The 22,871-nt window shown below is 67.7% G+C and carries 18 protein-coding genes and 1 pseudogene; 11 read left to right on the forward strand and 8 right to left on the reverse strand.

Annotated features, from left to right (window positions below; translation table 11 throughout):
* Nucleotides 1-56 precede the first annotated feature (56 nt).
* Nucleotides 57-881 (reverse strand): DUF6348 family protein, encoded by an 825-nt coding sequence (locus ACQEXA_RS51270; RefSeq protein WP_433133464.1) that lies wholly within the window; start codon nucleotides 879-881, stop codon nucleotides 57-59.
* A 179-nt stretch (nucleotides 882-1,060) separates the two neighbouring features.
* Here ACQEXA_RS51270 and ACQEXA_RS51275 point away from each other — a divergent pair, with 179 nt between their 5' ends.
* Both ACQEXA_RS51275 and ACQEXA_RS51280 read left to right on the forward strand, forming a co-directional pair.
* Complete coding sequence (locus ACQEXA_RS51275; protein ID WP_433133466.1) at nucleotides 1,061-2,281, forward strand: RNA-guided endonuclease InsQ/TnpB family protein; 1,221 nt, start codon at nucleotides 1,061-1,063, stop codon at nucleotides 2,279-2,281.
* Nucleotides 2,282-2,665: 384 nt separating this feature from the next.
* On the forward strand, nucleotides 2,666-3,622 hold the full coding sequence (locus ACQEXA_RS51280) for a pentapeptide repeat-containing protein (RefSeq protein WP_433133468.1): 957 nt from the start codon (nucleotides 2,666-2,668) through the stop codon (nucleotides 3,620-3,622).
* A 45-nt stretch (nucleotides 3,623-3,667) separates the two neighbouring features.
* On the opposite strand, the gene ACQEXA_RS51285 is transcribed toward ACQEXA_RS51280, so the two are convergent.
* Genes ACQEXA_RS51285 through ACQEXA_RS51295 form a run of 3 tightly spaced genes read right to left on the reverse strand, consistent with a single transcriptional unit; the run spans nucleotide 3,668 to nucleotide 4,540 of the window.
* The gene (locus tag ACQEXA_RS51285) at nucleotides 3,668-3,892 is read right to left on the reverse strand and encodes a hypothetical protein (protein ID WP_433133470.1); all 225 of its coding nucleotides are present in this window, start codon (nucleotides 3,890-3,892) and stop codon (nucleotides 3,668-3,670) included.
* A gap of 19 nt (nucleotides 3,893-3,911) precedes the next feature.
* Nucleotides 3,912-4,289, reverse strand: a complete 378-nt coding sequence (locus ACQEXA_RS51290) for a PIN domain-containing protein (RefSeq protein WP_432922863.1) — start codon at nucleotides 4,287-4,289, stop codon at nucleotides 3,912-3,914.
* On the reverse strand, nucleotides 4,286-4,540 hold the full coding sequence (locus tag ACQEXA_RS51295; protein WP_432922860.1) for a hypothetical protein: 255 nt from the start codon (nucleotides 4,538-4,540) through the stop codon (nucleotides 4,286-4,288). Before ACQEXA_RS51295 ends, ACQEXA_RS51290 begins: the two co-directional genes overlap by 4 nt.
* Nucleotides 4,541-4,860: 320 nt before the next feature.
* Between ACQEXA_RS51295 and ACQEXA_RS51300 the strand changes: the two genes are divergently transcribed.
* Nucleotides 4,861-6,219: an IS4 family transposase gene (locus tag ACQEXA_RS51300; protein ID WP_433133472.1), complete on the forward strand. Its 1,359-nt coding sequence runs from the start codon at nucleotides 4,861-4,863 to the stop codon at nucleotides 6,217-6,219.
* A 104-nt stretch (nucleotides 6,220-6,323) separates the two neighbouring features.
* Here the strand turns inward: ACQEXA_RS51300 and ACQEXA_RS51305 are convergent, their stop codons facing one another.
* The gene (locus tag ACQEXA_RS51305; protein WP_433133474.1) at nucleotides 6,324-7,205 is read right to left on the reverse strand and encodes a LysR substrate-binding domain-containing protein; all 882 of its coding nucleotides are present in this window, start codon (nucleotides 7,203-7,205) and stop codon (nucleotides 6,324-6,326) included.
* Between the two features lie 71 nt (nucleotides 7,206-7,276).
* Between ACQEXA_RS51305 and ACQEXA_RS51310 the strand changes: the two genes are divergently transcribed.
* From ACQEXA_RS51310 to ACQEXA_RS51330, 5 genes are all read left to right on the forward strand, one after another.
* On the forward strand, nucleotides 7,277-8,464 hold the full coding sequence (locus ACQEXA_RS51310; RefSeq protein ID WP_433134791.1) for a thiolase family protein: 1,188 nt from the start codon (nucleotides 7,277-7,279) through the stop codon (nucleotides 8,462-8,464).
* 11 nt (nucleotides 8,465-8,475) lie between these two features.
* The gene (locus ACQEXA_RS51315) at nucleotides 8,476-9,156 is read left to right on the forward strand and encodes a 3-oxoacid CoA-transferase subunit A (RefSeq protein ID WP_432938838.1); all 681 of its coding nucleotides are present in this window, start codon (nucleotides 8,476-8,478) and stop codon (nucleotides 9,154-9,156) included.
* Nucleotides 9,153-9,818, forward strand: coding sequence for a CoA-transferase (locus ACQEXA_RS51320; RefSeq protein WP_432922851.1), 666 nt, complete (start codon nucleotides 9,153-9,155; stop codon nucleotides 9,816-9,818). Before ACQEXA_RS51315 ends, ACQEXA_RS51320 begins: the two co-directional genes overlap by 4 nt.
* A gap of 797 nt (nucleotides 9,819-10,615) precedes the next feature.
* Nucleotides 10,616-13,672, forward strand: a complete 3,057-nt coding sequence (locus ACQEXA_RS51325) for a BTAD domain-containing putative transcriptional regulator (protein WP_432922848.1) — start codon at nucleotides 10,616-10,618, stop codon at nucleotides 13,670-13,672.
* A 450-nt stretch (nucleotides 13,673-14,122) separates the two neighbouring features.
* Complete coding sequence (locus tag ACQEXA_RS51330; RefSeq protein WP_432922845.1) at nucleotides 14,123-15,745, forward strand: 4-hydroxyphenylacetate 3-hydroxylase N-terminal domain-containing protein; 1,623 nt, start codon at nucleotides 14,123-14,125, stop codon at nucleotides 15,743-15,745.
* A 192-nt stretch (nucleotides 15,746-15,937) separates the two neighbouring features.
* On the opposite strand, the pseudogene ACQEXA_RS51335 reads toward ACQEXA_RS51330, so the two are convergent.
* Nucleotides 15,938-16,092: pseudogene (locus ACQEXA_RS51335) on the reverse strand (IS6 family transposase); the annotation flags it as partial.
* Nucleotides 16,093-16,142: 50 nt separating this feature from the next.
* Here ACQEXA_RS51335 and ACQEXA_RS51340 point away from each other — a divergent pair.
* The 3 genes from ACQEXA_RS51340 (at nucleotide 16,143) to ACQEXA_RS51350 (ending at nucleotide 18,887) form a co-directional block, all read left to right on the forward strand.
* Nucleotides 16,143-17,210, forward strand: coding sequence for a maleylacetate reductase (locus tag ACQEXA_RS51340; protein WP_433133476.1), 1,068 nt, complete (start codon nucleotides 16,143-16,145; stop codon nucleotides 17,208-17,210).
* 53 nt (nucleotides 17,211-17,263) lie between these two features.
* Nucleotides 17,264-18,130, forward strand: coding sequence for a dioxygenase (locus ACQEXA_RS51345; RefSeq protein WP_432922839.1), 867 nt, complete (start codon nucleotides 17,264-17,266; stop codon nucleotides 18,128-18,130).
* 259 nt (nucleotides 18,131-18,389) lie between these two features.
* Nucleotides 18,390-18,887 (forward strand): flavin reductase family protein, encoded by a 498-nt coding sequence (locus ACQEXA_RS51350; protein ID WP_432922836.1) that lies wholly within the window; start codon nucleotides 18,390-18,392, stop codon nucleotides 18,885-18,887.
* 192 nt (nucleotides 18,888-19,079) lie between these two features.
* Here the strand turns inward: ACQEXA_RS51350 and ligA are convergent, their stop codons facing one another.
* Together ligA and ACQEXA_RS51360 are read right to left on the reverse strand one after the other, a co-directional pair.
* Complete coding sequence (gene ligA, locus ACQEXA_RS51355; protein WP_433133478.1) at nucleotides 19,080-21,173, reverse strand: NAD-dependent DNA ligase LigA; 2,094 nt, start codon at nucleotides 21,171-21,173, stop codon at nucleotides 19,080-19,082.
* A 436-nt stretch (nucleotides 21,174-21,609) separates the two neighbouring features.
* Nucleotides 21,610-22,869, reverse strand: a complete 1,260-nt coding sequence (locus ACQEXA_RS51360) for a dihydrolipoamide acetyltransferase family protein (protein ID WP_433133480.1) — start codon at nucleotides 22,867-22,869, stop codon at nucleotides 21,610-21,612.
* Between the last annotated feature and the right edge of the window lie 2 nt (nucleotides 22,870-22,871).

Below are 22,871 nucleotides of genomic sequence, written 5' to 3' on the forward strand. Positions count from 1 at the left end.
ACCCCCACACGATGACCGAGGAACTACAGCGGGGCCGCTGATCTCCAACTGAAGGGCTAGGCGGGCGGACGGGGAGGGTGGGGCGGCTCTCCGCCGTCAGTCGGCACCGGGAGCAACAGTGCGTAGTAGCGAACAGCCGTGAACACTGTGGGCTCGGGCAGGTTCAGCGTCGCCATCGCGGCCGAGGCGGTTTCGTGGCGCTCCCCGTTGACTCGGATCTCAACCTCCATCGCGCCAGGGCGCCCGCCGTAGAAGACCTTGACCCCGTTGAAGAACGGCGATTCCAGATCCGCGGTGAAGGTGCCTGCGATGCGATGGAGCACGTTCGCATCGAGGAGAGCAGTCTGCAAGCGCCGGTTCTCGGCGGCGTCGAGTCCGAAGCCGACTGCGCCGGAGATGATCGAGTGCCAGCCGGGAACGCCACGTTCGTGATCGGGGTCCGCGTGGTCCGCGAAGTGCCCGCGCGGGTCGAGAAGTTCAAGCATGCACGCGCCCGCGGTTTGCACCCATGCGTCGGCCGCTTTGCGGGGATCGCCGGACATCGCCACGACGCAGTCCATGAAGCAAGGCACATCCGGCTGGATACTTACGTCCGGCAGTGCGACGAGGTCGTAATGGTGGTCGCCTCCATGGCCGGGCAGAGCCATGCCCACTGCCCATCCGCGTGGGCTGCTCAGCGAATTGCCCTTGAGTTCGGTGCCCCGTGTCACGCCGGGGGCGCACTCCTCAAGGCTTGCTTTCACGAGGGCGAGGAACTCAAGGTCGGGCAGGCGGTCCTCAGGCGGCTGGGCTTGGCGCGCACGCCGTCGTATCCAGGGCATGCGGTGGATCTTACTGAGCCGCAGTTGTGCGCAGATGCCGTCTGAGTTCCCGTCCTTCACCGGCTTTCTCCGAGGATGCCCCGGCCTTCAGGCCGGGGAGGAATCGGACTCCTGCGGAGCAGGGCAGGGACAGCCGGATCGCCGTCAGGGCGATCCGGCGTCCACCCCGCACGGCCGTGATGCCGCCCACAACGGTCAAGAACTCTCAACTGTCAGTCCTCCCAGGTAGGTTCGGATGCATGACGACAGAAGCGACCACGAAGGACACCGGGCATGCCCGGTACACCTTCCGTGTACGCCTGTCGAAGACAGCCCGGCGCGCACTCGAAGCCGAGTGGGATCGCTGCCGGTGGCTCTGGAACGAATGCGTGGCCAAGTCCCGGCAGGCCCACGCGCAGAGCAGAGCGGGCGGCGAGAAGTTGACGTGTGGTCCGGCGCAGCTGGACAGGATGCTGACCGACGCCCGCGGGGTGACAGCGTGGCTGGCTGAGGGCGCGAGCGTGCCGCAGCAGCAGGTGATCCGGGAGTTCGCCAAGTCGCGGGCGAAGGCGCTGAAGGACATCAAGGACGGGCTTGCGCAGCACCGCCGGGCCGGGATGCCCCGCTTCAAGCGCAAGCGGGAGGCCAGGCCGAGCCTGAACTACACCCGGCGCGGCTTCCGCCTCAAGGAGGGCCGCCTGCACCTTGCGGGCCAGATCGTGCTGAGCGTGGTGTGGTCGCGGGACCTTCCGGCCGACCCGTCGAGCGTGCGCGTGTACCAGGACACGCTCGGACATTGGTACGCCTCCTTCGTCGCCCCGGCCCAGGTCGAGCCGCTTGTGGAGACCGGCCACGTCCTGGGCGTGGACTGGGGTGTGAAGGAGACCGCGACCACCACCGACGACGCCTACGACCTTCCGCATGCCGAACACGGCAAGCGGTCCGCTCAGCGGCTCACGAAGTACCAGCGGATGATGGCCCGGCGCCGGCGACCGAAAGGACAGCGTGCATCCACCGGCTACCGGAAGGCGCAGGCACAGGCAGCGAAGCTGCACAGGAAGATCGCGCGGCAGCGAGAGGACACCGGCCGCAAGTGGGCCAAGGCCGTCATGCGCGATCATGACGGAGTGGCGGTGGAGGACTTCCGCCCGAAGTTCCTCGCGAAGACCACCATGGCCCGCAAGGCGGCCGACGCGGCCATCGCGGCGACGAAGCGTGCCCTGATCGAGATGGGCCGCAAGCACGCACGGGACGTCCGTCTGGTGCACCCGGCGCACACCACGATGGACTGCGCAACGTGCGGGGCGAGAACCAAGCACGCACTCCCTCTCTCGATGAGAACGTATGCCTGCACCGTGTGCGGAGCCGTGTCCCCCAGGGACAAGAACTCCGCCCGCGTGATGCTGGTCCGGGCAGGTTGGAACCCGGACGGTGTCGAGGGCGTAAGACCACCTGAGCCGCTGGCTCCGGTGGCAGCCTGAGCCGTACATCCCCGCTCAACCCTGGAGGGTGGAGAATCCCCTCCCTTCAGGGAGGGGAGCCTTCAAAGAGACTGACCGCCGATTGACGGAATCGTCGGCCGTGCCCCAGGCGAGTAGTTCCGATGGCTGACGGTTGTGACGTCGGCACTTGGCCGGCCATCGGTCCGTAGTCGGCTACGGCTCTGCTCCCGTGGTTGTCGCGTACGGGCGAGCTTGGGTCAGCGCGCAGAGCCGCCGGGTTTGGCGCGGAGAGAATATCCGTAAGCTACGAGTTCGCGGTCTGCTGATGGCGGTGGGGGAAGCTTGAGCGCTGAAGGGGCTCGGAGGGCCCGCTGGCGAGTGTGGTGGCGCCGGTGGCGGCGGGTGGCCAGGGGCGGGATTGTCGTGGTGGGTGTCCTGGGCGCCGTACTGCTGGTGCTTGGGCCGGTTTCCTGGCTGGTGGCGGGCGACACCGTGAGCTCGCTGCGGGGCAAAGAGCGGGCCGACGCGGTGAATGCGGTCCGGCAGACCGTGCTTGCCACGGTGACGGGGGCAACCGTCTTCGTCGGTCTTTTCTACACGGCGCGCACCTACTTGCTCTCCCGGCGGGGCCAGGTGACGGAGCGGTTCCGCACGGCCATCCAGCACCTGGCCTCGGACACGATGGAACTGCGCCTGGGCGGGGTGTACGGCCTTGAACATGTGCTGTCCGAGTCGCCTCATGAGCATGCGGCTGTCGTGAGCGTCCTGGCCGCGTTCGTACGGCACCGCACGCGCCCCGATCCGGCACCCGCAGCTGACCTGACACTGCCGGAAACCCGGAATGCCGGCCGACCGTCGCTCCCGCAGGGAACGCAGCCATCGCCCGATGTCCAGGCCGCGGTGGATGTGCTCGCTCGCCGTCCGGAGCGCCACGAGCCACGCAGAATCGACCTCGGCGACGCCGCTCTGTGCGGACTGTTCCTGCGCGGCTTCGAGTTCGATGGCGCACCGCGCCTTGACCGGGTGTTCCTCACCCACGCGGACCTGCGCAGTGCCGACCTGCGCGGCAGTCGCCTCCAAGGCGCTGTTCTCAACTTCGCGGACCTCAGACAGGCCGCCCTCCACGGAGCCCGCCTCGACGGCGCCCTGCTTCACCGGGCAGACCTGCGCGGCGCGGGAGTCTCAGGAGCGGTTCTGAAGGGAGCCGACCTCACCGGAGCCGACCTCCGGAACTGTGACGGACTCACCGAGGAACAACTCGCGGACGCCCGCATCGACGAATCCACCCGGCTGCCGCCCGCGCTGGCCGAACTCGCCGCCAGGCGAGCTCAGGACGACGGCTCTCCGACACCACCCCAGCCGACAGGCGGCACACGGTAATCGGAGATTGCGGGTGGGCAGCGGACCGACCGGTGTGGGGAGTGGTCAGTCCCAGACGGACTCGGAGACCGGGCGCCGCTTCTCGTCGGACTCGGCGAGTGCCTGGGCGGCGGCGCCGGCGTACTGGACGGCGTCGTGGCCGAGTAGGAGGCGGGCTGGGGCGTCATCACGTCCGGCCAGGTTCGCGACGGTCCGGGCGGCCCGGACGGGGTCCGCTTCAAGCCCGGGTAGTGAGATCACGTGAGTGCCGGGCTGCTCCAGCAGTCCCACTGGCGGTATCCGCTCGGCGTTACTCTTTGGGATTCAGCGGAATGATTCCGGTGCCCGCATACAGCTGAGGATCGAGTGACAGGACGGTGACGGGGTCACCCGCTTTGGCGCCTTGCCAGGCGATTGCTGCAGGGTGGGCTACCGGCCACTCGGCGTCCGGCCAGGCCATGGCATCCAGGGCATGGTTCGAGGTGAACGGCACTTGCTCGGCGAAGCGGAGCGTTGCGGCATGTGTCCCGGAACCAGGGGTCTGGCGCTCGGCGGCCAGTATGGACAGCGACGGAACGAGGACGCGCCCGGTGCCCCGTGAGGCTTCGATGTACAGGCCGGTGAAGAAGTGGTCTGCCCGGTACAGGGCGATCAGGGCGGTGTGATCCAAGACGGCTGTCAGACTCACGCAGCAGCGCCGCCCTGGTGCGCGCGGATCTTCTCCCAGGCGGACTGGCCTGCGTCCCGGACCTGTGGGGTGTAGTCGATCCCGAGTTCCCGCGCAGCTTCAGCGGCGCGTTCTGCCCGCTCGGCCTCGGTGAGTTCGCCTGCGGCGAGCTCCTCCAGCAGTTCTGTGATCGTCGTGCCGCGCTCCGCCGCGAGAATGCGCAGCCGATCGCGCACGGCCTCCGTGGTCTTGATGCTCGTCGGCTTGCTCATACGGGGATTCTACCACCGGTAGAATTCGCACGGGGTGCGTCTGACACCGCCACCGGGGCGGCGGCGCCCCCGGCATTTCCCCTCTGGAGGGGGCAGTTCGGAAGGCCGTTGCCGGTTTGCATACCTACCATCACCACCGCGGACACACCCCGCTGAACGGCCGACCACCCGCCGGCCGCGTCCCCTACCTCGCAGGGCAATAGGTCTAGATCCAATCCCGTGTAGATAGCGCGTGGGGCCTGTGTGCCAAGTGGCCTGAAACGGGACGGAGCTCCTGCTAGAACCGTGTCGACCAAGATCACTGTTCGGCGGGAGCTCCGTTGGGTACCCAGTCTGTCATTTCTCGTGAAGTTGTTGTTGCCGCCGGGGCGTTCACGCCCGGCCATCTGGGCGAGTTGACCCGGATCATCCCGTTCGAGATGGTCGACGAGGCGTTGACGCAGACGGGCAGGGTGCAGGAGCGGGTGCGGGACCTGCCGTCCCGGGTGGTGGTGTATCTGCTGCTGGCAGGGTGTCTGTTCCCCGGGCTGGGCTGGCGGCAGGTGTGGCAGCGGTTGACGGCGGGACTGGAAGGGCTGACGGTTGCGGACCCGACCGGTGGTGCGCTGGCACAGGCCCGCAGGCGGGTGGGGGCCGAGCCGCTGCGATGGCTGTTCGACCTGCTGCGTGGACCGGCCGCCGGCATCGCCACCACCGGCGTGTGGTGGCGCGGGCTGCTGGTCTGCGCGATCGACGGCACCACCATGGCGGTGCCCGACAGCCCGGCGAATCTGACCGAATACACCAAACACCGCTGCAACAACGGTGGTGCGGGATATCCAGCGTTGCGACTCCTGGTGCTGGTGTCCTGCGGCACCCGCACGGTCATCGACGCGGTGTTCGGACCAACCACTGACGGCGAGACGACGTACGCGCCGCGCCTGCTCCGCAGCCTGCGCAAGGGCATGATCGTGCTGCTGGACCGGAACTTCGCCGCCCAAGCGCTGGTGACCGCCATGGCCAGAACCGGCGCGCACGTGCTGACCCGTGTGAAGAACGGCCGTCGGCTGCCCGTCCTGGGCCGCTGCGGTGACGGCTCCTACCTTTCGGCAATCGGCGCCGTCCCCGTGCGGGTCATCGACTGCGAGATCACCATCACCACGGCCACGGGACGCAGCACCGGCCTCTACCGCCTCGTCACCACACTGACCGACCACAGGACCCACCCCGCCGCCGAACTGATCACCCTGTACCACCAGCGCTGGGAGATCGAGACCGCGTATCTGGAGATCAAGTCCACCACCCTGGGCGGCCGTGTCCTGCGCGCCCGCACCCCGGACGGTGTCTCCCAAGAGCTCTACGCCCTGCTGGTCACCTACCAGGCCCTGCGCCTGGCCATGGCCGACGCCACCGCCGCCCGGCCCGGCATCGACCCCGACCGGGCCAGCTTCACCACCGCCCTGAACACCGCCCGCGACCTGGTCATCCAGGCCGCGGGCGTCATCGCCGACACGGTCGTCGACCTCGTCGGGGCCATCGGCCGCCACGTCCTGGCCGACCTCATGCCCGACCGACGCATCCGCACCCGGCCCCGCGTCGTCAAACGCGCGATCTCCAAGTACAACGCCAAAGGCACCATCGACCGGACCAGCTACAAGGCCACCATCAGCATCGACATCCTGACCGCACCAGGACCTTGACACCCAGCCCAGCCGCCTATCTACACGGCATTGGGTCTAGATCACCGCCGTGGGTGGCAGTGAGCTTGAGGATCCGGCCGCCTGCGTCGTGCAGGCGGCTGGGTCTAGACCGTCGCCTCGATGACCTCGACGGTCCGAGCCAGGTGCGGTTCGGAACGATCCGCGCGATGGGCCACGGCGAGTTCGACGCGGGCGGTGGGACCTGTCAGGGGCAGGTAGACCACCCCTTCGAGCGTCAGTGCGGTCGCAGGTTCCGGCACCACCGCGAGGCCCAGGCCGCCGGCGACCAGGGTGATCAGGGTGGACGTCTCGCCGACCTCGTGGCGGATGTGCGGCTCTACGCCGGCGTCGTGAAGCAGGCGCAGCACAACGCCGTACATCACCGATCGGCGGTCGGCCGAGTGCATGATCAGATCGGCGTCGGCCAGATCGTGGGCACGGAGCCGGGACCGTTTTGCGAGCGGATGGTCGGCCGGCACGGCGACCACGAGCCGGTCGTGGCGCAGTGTTCGGACAGTGAGCGAGAGATCGGCGACGGGTGGTCGCAACAGGGCGACGTCAATGGCGCCGGTGCGCAATGCCTCCACCTGGTCCGGAGCCAACATCTCGCCACGGAAGGAGAAGTCGACCCCCGGTAGCTCCAGCGACAGTCGGCGCGAGAGCGCCGGCAACAGGCTGTATGTCGCCGAGCCGACGCAGCCGATGGTGAGATGCCCGACGGCACCGGCCGCGACTCGGCGAGCCAGGCGGGCGGCGTCATCGACCTCGGCGAGGATCGCCCGTGCGCGCTTGAGGTAGGCGCGGCCGGCCGCGGTGAGGTCGACACGCCGGGTGGTGCGATGAAGCAGGTCCACGCCGAGCTCGGCCTCGAGCTGGCGGATCTGCTGGGACAGCGGCGGTTGCGCTATGTGCAGCCGCTCCGCGGCGCGGCCGAAGTGACGCTCCTCGGCGACAGCGACGAAGTACCGGAGGTGCCGGAGATCCATATGTGCACCATCTTAATCAGCGGGGATATGTGTATTTCAGAATATTAGGCAGCCGTATTAACTTCGGTGACATGAGCGCCTTCGTATACGCCGCGACGCGGACCCCCTTCGGTCGCTTCAACGGTGCCCTGGCCGCAGTACGGCCGGATGACCTGGCAGCTTCCGCCATCACGGCGGTGCTCGCCCAAGCCCCGAAGCTGGAGCCCGCCGCGATAGACGACGTCGTGTGGGGCAACGCGAACGGTGCGGGCGAGGAGAACCGCAACGTGGGCCGGATGGCCGCTTTGCTGGCTGGCCTGCCCGTGTCGGTGCCGGGTACGACCGTGAACCGTCTCTGTGGCTCGTCACTGGACGCGGCGATGATCGCCTCGCGCGCGATCGAGACCGGCGATGCCGAAGTGGTGCTGGTCGGCGGTGTCGAGTCGATGACCAGGGCGCCCTGGGTGCTGCCCAAGCCCGCCAGGGGCTTCCCGGCAGGGGACCTTACGGCGGTGTCGACGACGCTGGGCTGGCGGCTGGTCAACCCGAAGATGCCGGCGGAGTGGACGGTGAGCCTGGGCGAGTGCAACGAGCAACTCGCGGAGCGGTTCGGGATCTCGCGGGAGCGTCAGGACGAGTTCGCGGCCCGCTCGCACCGTCTGGCGTACGAAGCGTGGGAGGCGGGCTTCTACGACGGCCTGGTGACGCCTGTCGCGGGCACCGACCTGGCCCGAGACGAAGGCATCCGACCGACGTCGACGGTGGAGGTTCTGGCAGGGCTGAAACCGGCCTTCCGCGACGACGGCTCCATCACCGCCGGGAACGCCTCGCCGCTCAACGACGGTGCCTCGGCGCTCCTGCTCGGCTCGGAGGGTGCGGCCGACGTGATCGGTTCGGACCCGGTCGCGCGGATCGTGGGCCGTGGCGCGATGGCGCTGGAGCCGCAGATGTTCGGCTACGCCCCGGTGGAGGCGGCCAACCGAGCTCTCGCTCGCGCCGGCATCGCCTGGGATCAGGTCGGCGCTGTCGAACTCAACGAGGCGTTCGCGGTGCAGTCCATCGCCTGCGTCGACGCCTGGAAGATCGACCCGGAGATCGTCAACGCCAAGGGCGGCGCCATCGCGATCGGCCACCCGCTGGGTGCCTCGGGTGGCCGGATCGTGGGCACGCTGGCGAAGGTGCTGCGCGAGCGCAATGAGCGGTATGGCGTCGCAGCGATCTGCATCGGTGTCGGGCAGGGGCTCGCCGTCGTGCTGGAGAACACGGAGGTCGGAAGGTGAGCAAGACCCGGATGCTCGAGTCGTGTGACGAGGCCGTCGCCGGGATCCAGGACGGCTCGACAGTCCTGGTCGGCGGCTTCGGCCTGGCGGGGATGCCGTTCGACCTCATCGACGCGCTCATCCGGCAGGGCGCGCAGGACCTCACGATCGTCTCCAACAACGCCGGCAATGGCGAGGTCGGCTTGGCCGCACTGCTCAAGGCGGGGCGGGTCCGTAAGGTGATCTGCTCGTTCCCGCGGCAGGTCGACTCCTACGTCTTCGATGAGCTGTACCACGCGGGCAGGATCGCACTCGAGGTCGTCCCGCAGGGGAGCCTGGCCGAGAGGATGCGCGCGGCCGGCGCCGGCATCGGCGCCTTCTTCTCCCCGACGGCGGTCGGCACGCCGCTGGCCGAAGGCAAGGAGACCCGCGAGATCGACGGGCGTACGTACGTGCTCGAGTATCCGATCAAGGGAGACTACGCGCTCATCAGCGCCCATCAATGCGACGGGATGGGCAACCTGGTCTACCGCAAGACGGCCCGCAACTTTGGCCCGGTCATGGCCACCGCCGCCACGACGACGATCGTGCAGGTCGGCGAGATCGTCCCGACCGGGTTCCTAGACCCCGAGGCGATCATCACGCCGAGCATCTATGTCGACCGGGTTGTCCAGGTCGAGGCCCGCCACTACACCGTCGAGGGAGCACGATGAGCACCAGCCATATGGTCGAAGCGCCCATGGCGGCCGACCACCCCCTGTCGATGGATGAGCTCGCCGCCGTCATCGCCCGTGACATCCCGGCCGGCGCGTATGTGAACCTCGGAATCGGCCGGCCGACCAAGATCGCCGACCACCTGCCCGCCGACGCGGGTATTGTCTTGCACACCGAGAACGGCATGCTCGGCATGGGCCGCGCAGCCCACGGCACCGAGGTCGACCCCGACCTCACCAATGCCGGCAAAGTGCCGGTGATCGAGACGCCGGGCTGCTCCTACTTCCACCACGCCGACAGCTTCGCGATGATGCGCGGAGGCCATCTCGACGTGTGCGTGCTCGGTGCCTACCAGGTGGCGTACGACGGCAGCCTGGCCAACTGGCACACCGGAGAGCCGGGCGCCATCCCGGCCGTCGGCGGGGCGATGGATCTGGCCATCGGCGCCAAGCAGGTCTTCGTGATGATGACGCTCTTCACCAAGTCCGGCGCGCCCAAGCTGGTGCCCGAGTGCACCTATCCGCTCACCGGCATCCAGTGCGTGAGGCAGGTCTACAGCGACTACGGAGTGTTCGATCTCGGCCCTGACGGCGTCGCGATCCGCGAGACGTACGGCATCGGTGCGGCGGAGCTGTGCGAGCGACTCGGCCTCCCTGCGTAGCGCCGCGCCCGGCAAAGGCAGGGTCGCTGCGCGCTCGCGGGGTGGTCGGCCGCACGCTTTGGCCACGAGTCCGTCGACGTAGGAGCGATGCCCCGCCGGTGCTGTGGCCGGGAAGTTCTCCAGGCTGAGCCAGCTCCTTGCCATCGTCGCTGGTCAGGAGGGGGTCCTTCGACTCCTGAGGGTTTGGACGGGCCGAGCCGATCTTGTGGTCGGTGGAGACGGCCACCATCGGCCGGGCCGAGCTCGTCGGCCAGTCACTCGCTGGTCGATGCACACGCAGCCGCCTGCCTGCGCGCGTCCATGGACGGGTGATCGGCATCGGCCGCGCCCGCGGCAGGATCACCTTCTGGGGATTCGGACATTCGATGAGTTCGGTCCGCTGGGCCGAAGAGGCAAGCCGATCGGCTACCGGCGGCCTACCCCCGCACGTGCGTGCGCTGCACGGGCGGACGGGGGCCCCAGGCGTTTCTTGTGGGCGTAGTTAGATGGAAGGGGCGATCTGGCGCCGTGTTCGGTGCCGTCCCGAGCTTCTGGGCGACCGCCCTTCCACCCGGGGGACTCGTTCCGGTAGTCGCCGAGGACGCCGGCAACCATGCCCACCCCACGGCGATGGCTCAAGCGGGGTAGCACGAGGGTCGTGCCATGACTCGAATGTTCCAGTCTCTACCGAACCCGAGGCGCTTCACGTAAGGTCCCGAGGAGCACCAAGAAGCGCGGAGGTAGGGCGATGTCGGAACACATGGCCTGGGATGCCGGGAGAGGTGTCTGCTCCTCCGGACATCCTCGAAGTTGCTCCGATGGTTGATTCCGAGCCCGGTCGATCGAGCGCGCCGAAGACACCAGGTCGCCACCACCGCACGATCATCAGACGCAAACTCGCAATGCCCGAGCCTGCGAAAGAGGTAGTCCACCGCCAGAGGCTCAGCCAACGCATACACGAGCTGCTCGACCGCCACACGGTGGTGAAAGTCTTTGCCACCGCCGGTGCCGGCAAGACAACCGCGGTGGTTCAGGCTGTTCGCGACCTCGACAGGCCTGTTGCCTGGGTGTCGCTCGACGGGACGGAGCGGGCGGCGGGGCGTCTGCTCGTCTATATCGAGGCGGCTGTCGAGGACATAGTCTCCAGTGCGGCGGATGTCGCCTCGGATGCTCTGAGCAGCAGCCTTCAGATCGGCGAGGCAGCCGGATTGCTTGCCGAGAGCCTTCAGGGCAGTCGGCTCATCGTGGTCTGCGACAACGTGGAGCGAATCGCTTCCGACGAGAGCTGCACCGCGGTGCTGTCCTCCTTCGCCCGCTACCTGCCGTCCGACGCGAACCTCATACTGATCTCGCGCGTCGACGTCCAGCTCGACTGGGGCTCGACCAGCGAGCGCGACCGGGTCGGCGAGCTGGTCGAGACCGACCTTGCCTTCGACGTCCAGGAGGCGAGCGCGGCCCTTCGAACAGTCGGTGACGTCGACGTCGATCCCGCGCAGGCAGTAGCCGCGACAGGGGGATGGATAACCGGCGTCTTGTTCAAGGGGTGGCGCCACGCCCGGTCTCATGAGCTGGATCCCGATTCACTGCACTCGTACGTCGCCGCCAACATATTCAACTCCCTTTCCCTGGCTGAACGAAGGTTCCTGCTTCATACAAGTCCGTTGCACGAGATATCGGTCGACGGAGCCCGAGCACTGGGCCAGGAGAATGCAGCGCACATCATGGCCGACCTCCGGGGCCGATATCTTCCGGTGACGTGGTCCGCCGATGGTTCGCGCATGACACCCCATCCCATGTTCCGGGACTTCCTACAGGTGGCTCTCGAGCGGGAGGACGCCAAGACGGTCGGCGAGGTGCGTCGCAGATACGCAGAAGTCCTGATCGCCAACGGCGCGCGCGAGGAAGCCGTCGACGAGCTGCTTCGGCTCGGCGATGTGGAGGCGGCTGGGCGGTTGGCCGCCGCCGCCCTCCCAAGCCTGGTTGCGCGGATGGACTTCGCCCCGGCGGCACGTTGGCTCGATGCACTGGGTGCATCGGTCCGGACCCCGACTCCGGAGATCGGATCCGTCGTCTTGCGCGTTGCCTTTGCACTGGAGCAATGGGGTCGCGGAGTCGAGTTCATCGATCGGCACGGCTATGACTGGCTTCCAGAGCCGGGGGCTCCCGACTCCGAGGAGGCGCGCGTCCTGGCTTGTTGGTGCCTTTGGCACTCAGGACGGATCGCCGAGGCCCGAATCATCGGCGACCAGCTGCCACCTGGTCGGAACCGGCGCATCGCCGACACGCTGATCGCGGGCGCAACCGGCGAGGAGCCGCCACCCTTCCCGGAATACTCAACGATGCCCTCCGGCCCGGTCGACGGTTTGCTGATGCGCCTGGCCTTCGTCCGCGGTCGCCTTGACGGACTCGACGACCCAGGCTCGTTCGACCCGTGGCGCACTGTCCTCGGGGGTCCCTGGGTCGTTGCCGCACTGCGCGCCACGGGGCGCTTGGACGCAGCGATGGCCATGTACGAGCCTCGTCGCAGTTCGTCGCAGCCGGTCTGGTTGCATGCCGTCGACGCCGTCGATCTCATGCTGGACCTCGGCCGCGGAGAAGAAGCCTGGGCCTTGCTCAAGCGGGGGCGGGACCTCATTGCGTCAACAGGCTCGAAGGTGTTCCAGAACATGAGCCTTCTCGCTGAAGCCAAGCTGTGGCTGCGCCTCGAAGGCAACAGGCAACGTGCCGACCGCGTGCTGGCGGCGGCGGCTGCAAACGGTGTCTCGGACTATGCCCTGACGCGCGAGGGGTGGCAGCTTTGGACGGGTCTTTCCATGCTGCTGCAAGGCAGAGATGCTGAGGCGCAGGAGCATCTCACGGCATGCCTGCTGAGTATGCAGAAAGGAGACCGCCAGCTCGAGCTCCCGACGGCTGCGGTGTACCTGGCCGAGGCGCAATGGCGGCTCGGCCTCGAGGATGAGTCCGACGCCACGGCGGAGCTGGCCTTCGTCTCTGCCTCGGCCCACGGGACTCAGCACTTGCTGCTGACGGCGTTGGCGGACATGCCATCGGTTGCGTCCAGGGCGGCGGACACCAAGTCCAGTCGCATGTCGCATTGTCACGAGGTCCTCGACGTGCTCTCGGGCCAGCACCCCGTGCGCGTGAATGTGAGTGCGCCACGTCTTGTCCTCGAAGAGTTCGGAGAGCCGACCCTCACGGTCGACGGAAAGGTGGTCCAGCCCCGTCTGACGAAGAGTGTGGAGCTGCTCAGTTATCTACTCGGAAGCCCTGACCGGAGGGCCACACGCGATGAGCTTCTCGGCGCGCTCTTCGGCGGCCGCAACGATGCTGCCAGCCGAAGCTACCTGCGCCAAGCCCTCTTCCGGCTCCGCCAGGCGCTCCCCGCAGACCTTGGACCGTCGCAGGATGGGGATGTCTTCAGTTTGGTCGGCCCGGAGCTGGCGATGGGCTCGGCCCAGCGAGCTGTTGACATCGTCGCGCAAGCCGGAAGGCAAGACGGAGAGGTGCGACTCCAGACGCTCCTGCACGCCCTCAGGGGCGCAGAGAGGGGCACTTTTCTGGCAACAATGTCAGGCAAATGGGTCGCGGAGCGTCGCGTGGCTCTGACCGGGATCCTACTGTCGGCCAGAGTCGACGCAGCCAAGTTGGCCTATCGATTGAACCGCCTTCGTGAGGCGAAGGGTCTGGTCGATTACGTGCTCCGCGACGATCCCTACCGAGAGCAGGCCTGGCAGCTCGCGATCCAGCTTGAGTATGCCAGCGGCAGCGATGACGAAGCGTTGGCGCTTTATCGGCGGTACGTCGCACGGATGAGGGAGCTCGGCGTCGCGCCGTCCGACGAGGTTCGCCGGCTTGTCGCCCAACTGCGCCGATAAGGGTTCGCGCAGATAGGCGCGATGGGATACCTCGGTAGTAGAACACAGGCACAGGGTCTGTAGATCATGGAGTTGCGACGCTCTGTGATCACCGGGAGGCCTGTGCCTGCCCTGTCACCATGGCTGACCGAAGCCCTCTGGGACAGCGCATCGCTCTGGAGCCCTCCGACCGTATGGTCGGTCCAGCCTTGGACCAGATCGCCATCGACGGGTCGATCGTCCCGATGCCGCCTGTCCCCAGGCCGGGGTGGCCGGCAGCGCAGCGCGTTGGCGTAGGCCATCAACCTGCCCACAAACAGATATCTCCGCTCCCGACGAGCAGAAAGGGTCCGTCAGCGAGCTGACGAACCCTCATGCACGATCGGGGTTAAACGCCAAGCTAACACCCTCTTCGCAGGCGGTTAACGCCGTGACCGCGACGATGAGCCGCGTCCCTGGAGAACTGGAGGCATGACCATGAGGACCGGTTCGGAGTACCTGGAAAATCTGCGTGACGGGCGCAACGTCATCATCGACGGTGAGCGCATCGAGGATGTGACAACGCATCCTCTGACCCGTGGCTACGCCGCGCAAGCCGCGCGCTTCTATGACCTGCATCACGAGCCCGAGAACCAGGACTCCCTGACCTTCGTCGACGAGAACGGTACGCGACGCCCGATCGGCTGGCTGTATCCGCGAAACCAGCACGACCTCGAACGCCGGCGCGACTACGCCAACCAGGTGATCCGCAGCTTTGGCGGCGGCGCGTTCGGCCGCCTCCCCCAGAGCAACAACGGCAACTGGTACGCCCTCGTGGACGACACCGCCCCTTGGGCTGAGCTGTCCAAGGACACGCCCGCGACCGTCGACCTCGCCCGCAACATCGTCGCGGACTTCGAGGCCAACCGGGACGCGGACCTCTGGACGGTCCCCCTGCTGAACGACGTGCAGCGCGACCGCTCGGACCCCGAGGCGGCCGCGCGCAACCCGATGCTCCGCGTCAAGGAGCGCAATGACGAAGGCATCGTGGTCGAAGGCTGGAAGGGGGTCTCCACCTCGGTCATATTTGCCGACACGATTCTGCTCGGCAACATCGTGAAGCCCGGGACAGAACCGGAGCACATCATCTGGGCGAGCGTCCCCGTGAACCACCCGAAGGTCACGCACGTGGGACGCCGTTCCAACGCCACGCCCGCCGAGTTCGCCTTCGAGCGGCCGCTGTCAAGCCTCGGCGACGAGCTCGACTCCATGACGTACTTCGATGACGTCCTCATCCCGTGGGAGCACATCTACCACCTGGGCAACGTCGATCACTCCAGGTTGTATGCGCAGCGTACGTTCGATTTCGAGCACGCCGACACCCTGCACCACATGATCGTCAACGCGGAGCTCATGACCGGACTGGCGGTCCTCATCGCACAGTCAACCGGAACGGCTCAACACCCCGTCGTGGGATCCGACCTCGCCGACCTCGTCCGCTTCCACGAGACGCTGCGCGCCTTCAGCATCGCTTCGGAGGCGACCGCGTTCGTGACGCCCAGGGGGCTGTGCAAGCCGAACAACATCTTCTACGACTTCGGCCGCGCGCACTACCTCGAGAACGTGGGCCGGCTGACGGAGAAGCTCGTGGAGATGTGCGGCCGCTCAGCGGTGTTGTCGCCGAGCGAGAAGGATTTCGAGGTTCCCGGAATCGGCACCAGGCTTCTGGAGATGTTCCACGGCACGACGTTGAGCGCGCACGACAAGGTGCGGCTCTTCAAGTTCGTCCAGGACCGGTTCCTCAGCGACTGGGCCGGACGCTTCAGGTCGTTCGAGAGGTTCCAGGGCACGCCGTTGTTCCTCATCAAGCTGCTGACGATGCAGCGCATCTCGACCGACCCCGGCGGCTCGATCACCGAACTGGCCCGCGAGGCAGTCGGTCTCGGCACCTCCGACGAGATGACCGCACGCGCCGTCGCCGAGCGCAAGGAGTTGTTCGGCTCGGTGACTTCCGTTGCCAGCGAGCCTGCGCGCGCTCGGGCCGCCGATGCCAACCAGGGCTTCTCGCTGGACGACAAGGATCAGCCCGACTACATCAAGACCCAGGACGCGTGACCGCCACCGATGTGCTCGGCCCGCGGGATCCCGCGGGCCGAGCACATCGGCAGCATGCTTCGCCCGCCGGCGATTCAGGAGTCAGTCCATGAACGCGGTCTGGATGCCCTCAACGGGCGTTGTCACGTTGTCGGCAGTGTGAATGCCTGACGGTGGGCAAGGTCGTGGCCGGCCTGGGTCGTTGGCTCTGGATCAGGCCGACTGGCCGACTGCGCCGTTGATCTGCTCACAGTTGGCGAAGCGGATGGTCATTGCGGCTCGGTGGCCGGGGGCGGTGAGCAGGTGGCGCGGGGTCGGAAGTGGGGTGTGATGCCGCTGAACGCGGACAGGAACCGCTGAGCCCCGCCACGCTACGGCTTCTGGAAGGCATGAGTCGGTGTCAGAGTGAGGAATTCGGATGAAAGCGTTCGTTCATCGGGGACCAGTCACCAAAGTGGTGTTCGGCAGGAGGACAGGCAGCCGTATCCCCGACGAAGTCGTGCTCATGGGCTGCGAGCGCATGGTGGTGCTGTCCACCCCGAACCAGGCGGAGCAGGCTGCCGAAATGGGTGACCTCCTGGGCGCAGCGACGGTCGGGCACTTCACCGAGGCGACCATGCACACACCGGTCGAGGTCACGGACAAGGCGGTGACGTACGTTCAGTCGGTCAAGGCCGATGGCGTGCTCACCGTCGGAGGAGGATCCACGATCGGACTCGGCAAGGCCATCGCGGCCAGGACCGGACTTCCGCAACTGGCGCTGCCCACGACGTACGCGGGATCGGAGATGACGCCGATCCTGGGGGAGACCGAAGGCGGCCGCAAGACCACGCGACGACTGCCCGAGGTCCTCCCCAGGACCGTGGTGTACGACGTCGACCTGACGCTGACGCTTCCTTCCGCCGTGGCTGCGGTCAGCGGCGTCAACGCCCTGGCGCACGCGGTGGAGGCGCTCTACGGACAGGACCACGACCCCATCGCGAACCTCATGGCCGGTGAGGCGGTCGACGCACTGATCCGTTCCCTGCCCGCGGTGGTACGGCGCCCGGACGACCCGGAGGCACGCGCCGGGGCACTGTACGGCGCTTGGCTGGCCGGTACCTGCCTCGGGTCAGTCGGGATGGCAGTGCATCACAAGGTGTGCCATGTGCTGGGTGGCACGTTCAATCTGCCCCATGCCGAGACGCACGCGGTGGTGCTTCCGCATGTCCTCGCCTTCAACGCGGCAGCCGCGCCCGATGCCGTCGAGCGCGTCGCACGCACGCTTCCCGGCTCCGAGGGCGGTACAGCGGCCGCTCTCTTCGACTTCGTCGGAGAACTCGGTGCCCCGCGCGCCCTGAGGGACCTCGGCATGCCGGAAGCGGGGATCGACCAAGCAGCCGACCTGATCGTCCAGAACGCCTACTGGAATCCGCGCCCGGTGGACCGCTCATCGGCCAGGGCGCTGTTGACCCGGGCGTGGGCCGGCGAACGCCCCGCAGTCTGATCCTCTCCTGCGCGCTTTCCACCACAACAACTTCATGACCAGGGAGCCCCTTCATGCGTGACCTCAACAGTGAAACCATCACCCATGAGGTGATCGCCACCTTGGACGGCGTCAAGGACCCCCGTACGGCCAAGATTCTCGAGGCGCTCGTCCGTCACGCCCATGCCTTCGTCCGCGAAGTCGCACTGACCGAGGAGGAGTGGGCCACCGGCATCGACTTCCTCACCCGCACCGGTCACCTGTGCAGCCCGACGCGGCAGGAGTTCATCCTGCTCTCCGATGTCCTGGGCGTCACCATGCTGGTGGACGCGCTGAACCACCAGCGCGAGTCCGTGGCCACCGAGAACAGCGTCCTCGGCCCCTACTTCCGCGAGGATCGGCCGGAGCACTCCCACGCCGCTGACATCTCCGCGGGCCTCACAGGTATCCCGCTCTTCTTCGAGGGTCTGGTGACCGATCACAAGGGCGAGCCGGTCGCCGGCGCGGCTGTCGACGTGTGGCACAGCGACTCCGATGGCCACTACGACGTCGATGTCCCGGGCCTGCAGGAGACCGCGATGCGTGCCCTGCTGCGGAGTGACGACGAGGGTGTCTTCGCCTTTCGTTCCATCCGTCCGGCGAGCTACCCGATTCCGGGGGACGGAACGGTGGGCGAACTCATGCGGGCCGCGGACCGGTCCTTGATGCGTCCCGCTCATGTCCACGTGCTCATCGACGCGCCCGGCTTCCAGCGGGTGACGACGATGCTGTTTCCCTCCGACGACCCGTACCTGGAGCAGGACCCGGTCTTCGGCGTCAAGGACTCGCTCGTGGCCGATTTCGCCTCCTACGAAGCCGGAACCGGACCGTACAGCGACCGCACGGACCAGCCGTACACCCTGCTGCGGCACACCTTCGTTCTCGCCCCCGACCAGGGCTGAGCCCTCGCCGGTGAGCGTTGCCTGTGGTGAAAGGCGGTTCCCAATGCCAAGGCTTCCGGCCGACCGGAGCGTACAGCCCTCGACAGAGATCAGGGACCTGGTGGGCCGGCTGAGGCATTGACCCGCCGCCACCACTCGAAACACGCAATACCCGCTTCGCTGCATGGATCACATCAGTTTCCCCGTCATCAGTGAGCACTGGAGCACGCTGCAACTCACTCGCCACAGGGCTCAGATCAATCTTCAGGGAGGTCTACCGATGTCCGAGAGCCTTGAGATGCCCGAAACCCTTGACATGAAGGACGCCTTCCGGGCCACGATGAGCCGACTCGCCTCGGGGGTCAGTGTCATCACCACCCGGTCGGGGGACGCTCCCATCGGCATAACGGTCAGTGCCGTCACGTCCCTTTCGATGGACCCGATGCAGCTGATCATCTGCGTCAGCAACCACCTCTTCACCTGTAGCGCGATCGCCGAGCACGGACGATTCGCCGTCAACATCCTTGGGGAAGGCAGTCAAGCGCTCGCCAAGAACTTCGCGACCTCCAAGAAGGACAAGTTCGCAGGCGTGAGTGTCAGCGAGGAGCACGGTGTTCCGGTGCTGAAGGACGCCATCGCCTGTGTCGTGTGCGATGTGTCGGTGGCACTCCCCGGAGGGGACCACACCATTTTCGTCGGCGACGCCCGACACTTCGAGCACCAGGTGGCAGCCCGGCCGCTGGTGCACTTCGCGGGCGCGTTCTGCGCCATGACCTAAGGGCATCGCCCGCCTCATTGGGGCATGTTCACGGGTGTGAGGCCGTTGACTCCAACCACCGCCGCGGCCCCCTCACTTTCAGGAGCGCCCCCGCCTCGTGCCCCGACTGGACGCGGTTACCGAGCCGCCGATCGTCTTTCCGCACCTGCAGGCGCCGGGAGGGCGACACTCTTGGCCGCCCACCGGCCGGTGTCAGTTGAGATAGTCGGCGACGAGCGCGGCGAATTCGTCGGGTGTGGCGAGGCGGACGCCGAGCTCTTCGGCTTTTGCGCGCTTGGACCCGGCGTTCTCGCCGGCGACCACCAGGGTGGTCTTCTTGGACACGCTGGAGGAGGAGCGGCCGCCGGCCCGTTCGATGAGTTCGTTCATCTGATTGCGGCTGAGCGGCTCCAGCGGCCCGGTCATTGCGCCGGTGACCACGACGGTCATCCCGACGAGCGGACCGCCGGCCGGGACGCCGTCTGGGCCTTTGGCGGTCCGGGTGGTGTCGTCGGCGGCTGCCGATGGGGGAGTGGCGCCGGGTTCGGTCATGTTCACCCCGGCTGCTGCGAGTTTGTGGATCAGCCCGGCGAGTTCGGCAAGTTCGGCGACGATGGCGGGTGCCTTTTCGGCGCCGATGCCTTCGACTAGCTGCAGGGCGTCGGCGTCCGCGGCACGGATGTTGTCCATGGTTGCGAAGTGTCGGGCGATGCGGCGGGACATGGAGCGGCCCGTGCCGCGAACACCAAGGGCGCACAGCACCCGCGACAGCGGCCGCGTCTTGGCCGCGGCCAGGGCGGCCAGCAGGTTGTCGGTACTCGTGGCGCCCATCCGTTCCAGCCCGAGAAGCTGGTCGCGAGTCAGGGTGAACAGGTCGGCGAGATCGGTGACCAGGTCGGCCTCGACGAGCTGCACGACGCGGGTGGCGCCCAGGCCTTCGATGTCGAGCTGGTCGCGGCCCGCGGCGTAGGTGAGGGAGGCGACCAGGTGGCAGTTGCGGCCCTGCTCGCACCGCCAGCGCTCCTGGCTGGTGTCGATGGCCGAGCCGCAGCGTGGGCACACCTCCGGGAAGATGATCGGCTTCTCGTCGCCGGTGCGCAGGTGGGCGACCGGGGCCTCGATGCGGGGGATGACGTCGCCGGCGCGGTGGACCATGACGTGGTCGCCCAGGCGCAGGTCGCGGCGGGTGATGTCGGCCGGGTTGTGGAGCGTGGCGTAGGTGACGGTGGAGCCGTCGATCTCGACCGGTTCCAGGACGCCGCGTGGGGCGATGATGCCGGTGCGGCCCACGTTCCACTCCACCTCGAGCAGCCGGGTGATCTTCTCGACGGCCGGCAGCTTGTAGGCGATAGCCCACCGCGGGGCCCGCGATCCGGAGCCCGCGGCCTGCTGATCGGCTGCGAGGTCGGCCTTGATGACGATGCCGTCGATACCGAATGGCAGCTCGGCGCGCAGCGCGGCGATCTCCTTGATGCGGGTGAGCACGTCGTCGTCGGTGGTAGCCGTGACGCCAGGCACCAGGGTGGTGGCGGTCGTGTTCACACCGAGCTCGGCGGCCAGGGCCATCAGCTCACTGTGCGCGAGGGTGGTAAGCCGCTCGGCCAGGACGTCGCCGGTGTCGGGCAGCGGCAGCAGGCCGTAGCCGAAGAACGTCATCGGCACCGTGTACGCACGGTCCTTGGCACGCAGCGTGCCTGCCGCGGCGTTGCGCGGATTCGCGAACGGCTGCCCGCCGTGTGCGGTGCGCACCTCGTTGGCATGCTCGAACTGGGCGGTGGTCATCAGTACTTCGCCCCGTACTTCCAGCGTGACCGGCTCGGCCAGCTCGTCCGGGAGGCCCTCGATGGTGCCTATCGCGTGTGAGACGTCCTCCCCGGCTGTCCCGTCGCCACGGGTGATCAGCCGGGCCAGCCGGCCCTGGGAGTAGCGGGCGGCGATGGCAAGCCCGTCGAGCTTCGGCTCGACGCTGAAGCGTTCCGCCTCATGGCCGATCCTTCGGGCCAGCGAGGCCGTCCAGGCAGCGAACTGCTCCGGCGAGAACACGTTGTCCAGGCTCAGCATCGCCACTGTGTGCGGCACGTCGCCCTCGGCCGCGCCGCCGGCGACCTTGCCGGTCGGCGAGTCGGGCAGCACCTGGTCGGGATGATCGGCCTCCCACGCGGAGATCCCCCGCACCAGCCGGTCGTATGCCTCGTCATCCAGGGGCGAGGTACCGCCCGCGTAGTAAGCGGCCCCGGCCTTCACTGCGTCCGCTACCGCCTGCACGTAGGCGGCGGTATCCACGATCTGCGCAACGGGTGTCGTCATGTCCGTCATCCTGCCTGTCACCACTGACAACGCCCTCGTACGTACATCCCCACGCCCAGAGGATGACCACGCCATGCTGGTGTGGTGACTGTGCACCGCACCCCGGCTGACGCCCGGTGGTCCCACCTGGCTGACCGGCTCCCGGACAGTCTCGACGACTTGTCCGGGCCCGGGTGAACAGCGTTGTGGTACCCATGCGTACGCAGTCGTGGGCGACCCGCTGCATACCCCCGGGCATCAGCCGCCGGCACCGGCCGGGGCGAGGCCGGCGTTTTTCTCTGTGGTGAACTACCTCTCCTCGACGAGGGCACCGCCGAAGCCCGGCTCCACACCGCGCAGCGCGGCCCTGTAGCCGCCTGATCCAGCGGCGAGGATCACGAGGCCGATCGTGGTCTCGGTCGTGGTGCGCGCTCCGCGGCTTCGAGTTCGCCGGTACTCAGAGCAGGATCCGGAGCGGGTGCTCGAGAACGTCCACGAACGCCTTCATCCACTCGGCCGCAGTGGCGCCGTCCACCGACCGGTGGTCGACGGCGAGGGTCAGACGCAGAACGGACGCGATGTTGATCGCACCCTCGTCGACGACTGCCTCCTGCCGCACGGCCCCGACGGCCAGGATCGCGGCCTGCGGCGGGTTGATGATCGCTGCGAAGTCCTCGGTGCCGTACATGCCGAGGTTGGTGATCGTGATCGTGCCTCCTTCCAGTTCGTCCTGCTGGAGCCGGCGTTCCTTCGCACGGGCGATCAGGTCCTTCGTCGCCTTGGCTACGCCGCTCATCGACAGGGAGTCCACGCCGCGGACCACCGGGGTGACCAAACCGCCGTCGGTGGCGACGGCCACAGCGATGTCGACGTCCGAGAAGTGCCGGATCGAGGTGTCGTTCCACTGTGCGTTCATCGCGGGAACGCTCATGTGCGCGGACGCGATCGCCTTGATGAGCAGGTCGTTGATCGACACCTTCACGCCCTGGCCGGCGTTGATCTGTTTCCGCAGCTCAAGCAATGCGTCGACGCGTGCGCTGGCGCGCAGATAGAAGTGCGGCGTGTTCTGCTTGCTCTCCGTCAGCCGCCGGGCGATTGCCGTCCTCATCCGCGTGTTGGGCACGTCCACGAATCGCGGCCCGACCGCCGAAGTCCCGTTTCTCGGGATCTCTGCCCCGGTATTGGCCGGCAACGTTTGCTCCGGCTCCACCGTGGCGGCGGCTGCCTCGATGTCGGCGCGCCGGATTCGCCCGTGCGGGCCGCTCCCCACCACGGCGTTCAGATCGACTCCGAGTTCGCGCGCGAGACGTCGCGCCAGCGGGCTGGCGAAGATGCGCTCGCTGTTGTCCCGCGCCGCCACCGTGGGCGCCGGAGCGACCGTGCCCACCGGCGTCGCGGGTTCTTCCGGCGCCGTTGGCGAAGTGGTGGACGCCGTCGCCGGCGCTTCACCGGTACCCAGCGAAGCCACCAGGGCATCCACCGCGGACGTCGACTCGTCCTTTGCCCCCCAGACTGCGATCGGTGTACCCACCGCCACTGTCGTGCCCGCTTCCACCAGGAGGCGCAGGAGTACGCCATCGCTCTCGGCTTCCACGTCGACCGCGGCTTTCTCGGTCTCCACCGTGACGATCGGGTCGCCAGCTGCATAAGGGGTGTTCAAGCCGACGTTCCAGGCTTGCAGGATCGCCTCCGGTGTGTTGGCGGCGACCTCGGGCATGC

This window comes from Streptomyces sp. CA-106110, from assembly GCF_050936285.1.
Taxonomy (GTDB): Bacteria; Actinomycetota; Actinomycetes; order Streptomycetales; family Streptomycetaceae; genus Streptomyces.

Excerpts from the sequence above, each read along its gene's own strand:
- ACQEXA_RS51275 (WP_433133466.1), top strand. The coding sequence starts at position 1,061 with ATGACGACAGAAGCGACCACGAAGGACACCGGGCATGCCCGGTACACC.
- ACQEXA_RS51345 (WP_432922839.1), top strand. The coding sequence starts at position 17,264 with ATGCGTGACCTCAACAGTGAAACCATCACCCATGAGGTGATCGCCACC.
- ACQEXA_RS51295 (WP_432922860.1), bottom strand. The coding sequence starts at position 4,540 with ATGAGCAAGCCGACGAGCATCAAGACCACGGAGGCCGTGCGCGATCGG.
- ACQEXA_RS51315 (WP_432938838.1), top strand. The coding sequence starts at position 8,476 with ATGCTCGAGTCGTGTGACGAGGCCGTCGCCGGGATCCAGGACGGCTCG.
- ligA (WP_433133478.1), bottom strand. The coding sequence starts at position 21,173 with ATGACGACACCCGTTGCGCAGATCGTGGATACCGCCGCCTACGTGCAG.
- ACQEXA_RS51305 (WP_433133474.1), bottom strand. The coding sequence starts at position 7,205 with ATGGATCTCCGGCACCTCCGGTACTTCGTCGCTGTCGCCGAGGAGCGT.
- ACQEXA_RS51330 (WP_432922845.1), top strand. The coding sequence starts at position 14,123 with ATGACCATGAGGACCGGTTCGGAGTACCTGGAAAATCTGCGTGACGGG.
- ACQEXA_RS51340 (WP_433133476.1), top strand. The coding sequence starts at position 16,143 with ATGAAAGCGTTCGTTCATCGGGGACCAGTCACCAAAGTGGTGTTCGGC.
- ACQEXA_RS51360 (WP_433133480.1), bottom strand. The coding sequence starts at position 22,869 with ATGCCCGAGGTCGCCGCCAACACACCGGAGGCGATCCTGCAAGCCTGG.
- ACQEXA_RS51320 (WP_432922851.1), top strand. The coding sequence starts at position 9,153 with ATGAGCACCAGCCATATGGTCGAAGCGCCCATGGCGGCCGACCACCCC.
- ACQEXA_RS51310 (WP_433134791.1), top strand. The coding sequence starts at position 7,277 with ATGAGCGCCTTCGTATACGCCGCGACGCGGACCCCCTTCGGTCGCTTC.
- ACQEXA_RS51325 (WP_432922848.1), top strand. The coding sequence starts at position 10,616 with ATGGTTGATTCCGAGCCCGGTCGATCGAGCGCGCCGAAGACACCAGGT.
- ACQEXA_RS51350 (WP_432922836.1), top strand. The coding sequence starts at position 18,390 with ATGTCCGAGAGCCTTGAGATGCCCGAAACCCTTGACATGAAGGACGCC.